Source organism: Okeania sp. SIO2B9 (assembly GCF_010672505.1).
GTDB lineage: Bacteria > Cyanobacteriota > Cyanobacteriia > Cyanobacteriales > Microcoleaceae > Okeania > Okeania hirsuta.
Genome location: NZ_JAAHGK010001361.1, coordinates 1 through 1,979, shown reverse-complemented (window position 1 = coordinate 1,979; position 1,979 = coordinate 1). Strand labels below are relative to the sequence as shown.

The following is a 1,979-nucleotide window of genomic DNA, read 5'->3' as shown; positions in this document are numbered from 1 at the left end:
CTCAACTTAACTAATTTGGATGATAAATTTTGCCAAGGGAATGATCAGAATTAATTTCTATGATTAAATCTACTAATTCAGTATTTTTTATCAGTGGTTTAATAAATAATTCTGGATGTAATGCTTTCCAAAAATACTCCACAAACTTTTCAATTTGATCGTTGCTCATTCCCGACTTTCCAGAAGCAATCATTTGTTGTTCTGCTTGTTGTCGCCATTGTTTAGAAAAGCGATAATCATTAGGGTATAAAACAATTAATTTATCTAACTTTTGCCAAAGAGGTAAATAGTCTATTAATTTTCTATTCATATCACGGGCAAATTTTCGGTCTGTTTCTGTAATAATAGGTGGTGGTGCAGCATTAAAAACTTTCTCAGCAATTGGTCTAACTCCAACAAACCAACCTTCAAATAAAACAATATCAACTTTACTTACCATCTCAGGTTCAATTCTATCTCCAGCACCATTAAAAAGAGATTTATTAAACCTGGGAATTGGAATTAAGTTATCGGAACTTTGATTGTTAGATTGACGTAATTTATCTAAAGTTTCTATTCCTAAACTAATATCGTGGGTTCCTGGAGGACCGCGCCAAATTAATCGGGAATCTTGTTTTTGTAATAGTTGACGTTCAGCGTAAGTTTTATAAATATCATCAATAGAAATAGATATTGTATTGTAGCCAAGTTTATCTAAAATCAAGATTAAAATTTTAGCCAGAGTAGTTTTACCTGTTCCTTGTCCGCCTAAAATACCTTGAACTAATGGATGGCTTAAATTTTGACGCTTACCTGCTAATTTTATCCCTAAAGGCAACCAAAATTTCCATAAATTTTCGAGAGTATTATTATCCTTCAAGGGTAATTTATGATAGTCAGTAATTACAGATTGAAATACAAGCGATCGCTCTCTAATTACTTCTCTCACATTTTCTAAATTAATGTTAAAAACCTGGGCACGTTTTCGGTCTATTAATTCCTGAGTTTCTAAGATTTCTAACTCTTTTTTTCCTAGAAACTTTCTTACCTTTAAAGTCTCTAAAATTTGTACTAGAGATAAATTGGAAAATTCCATAAAAATCAAATTAACTATTGAATAAGGTTGTAGGTTTTAGGTTAAAAAAGTTAACCACCTCACCTTAGGAGAATAGTGAAAATATTAATATAACTCTATAATATAAAATCCGGTTGAATACTTATCTTATGTTTGGGGGTGGGAAGTGTGGGGAGAAGGGGAGGTCGAGAGATTGAAGGCGAGAAAGTGTGGATAGAATTATAAAAATATACTGTATAACCAGATTCTATATAATTTAGGAAATGTAGATATTTGTTTAAAGAGAACATGAAACACAAATATATTAATCATTACTTTAAGCAGTAGTCAGCAAGTAAGCAGTGAGCATTTAACTTATATTTATACTGAAACCTATAGAAATGTCATTTCAAAAGTAATTTCAACCCAAGATGATAATTGAAAGCTAGTTAACTACTAAGTAGTCGGACAAAATTAAAGTTTAGTATCTCACAACTAAAACTTCAAACCTACGACCCCAAGCTGAAAGCTAGTTAAGTGCTAAATAGTCGGGCAAAATTAAAGTTTATATCTCAAACCTACCTAACTAAAACCTACCACCCCAAGTTTATAGCTGAAAGATAGTTAACTGCTAAGTAGTCGGACAAAATTAAAGTTTAATACCTAAAACCTAAAACCTACGACCCAAAGCTGATAGTTGAAAGCTAGTTAACTGCTAAGTAGTCGGACAAAATTAAAGTTTAATACCTAAAACCTAAAACTTCAAACCTACGACCCCAAGCTGATAGTTGAAAGCTAATTAACTGCTAAGTAGTCGGACAAAATTAAAGTTTAATACCTAAAACCTAAAACTTCAAACCTAAAACTTCAAACCTACGACCCCAAGCTGATAGTTGAAAGCTAATTAACTGCTAAGTAGTCGGACAAAATTAAAGTTTAGTATCTC

General features: G+C 31.8%; 1 protein-coding gene. It reads right to left on the bottom strand.

The genetic code is table 11. The features are described 5' to 3' along the window. Positions 1–10: 10 nt before the first annotated feature. Complete coding sequence (locus F6K13_RS30735) at positions 11–1,075, bottom strand: glycerate kinase (RefSeq protein ID WP_287289515.1); 1,065 nt, start codon at positions 1,073–1,075, stop codon at positions 11–13. Positions 1,076–1,979 lie beyond the last annotated feature (904 nt).

Excerpts from the sequence above, each read along its gene's own strand:
- F6K13_RS30735 (WP_287289515.1), bottom strand. The coding sequence starts at position 1,075 with ATGGAATTTTCCAATTTATCTCTAGTACAAATTTTAGAGACTTTAAAG.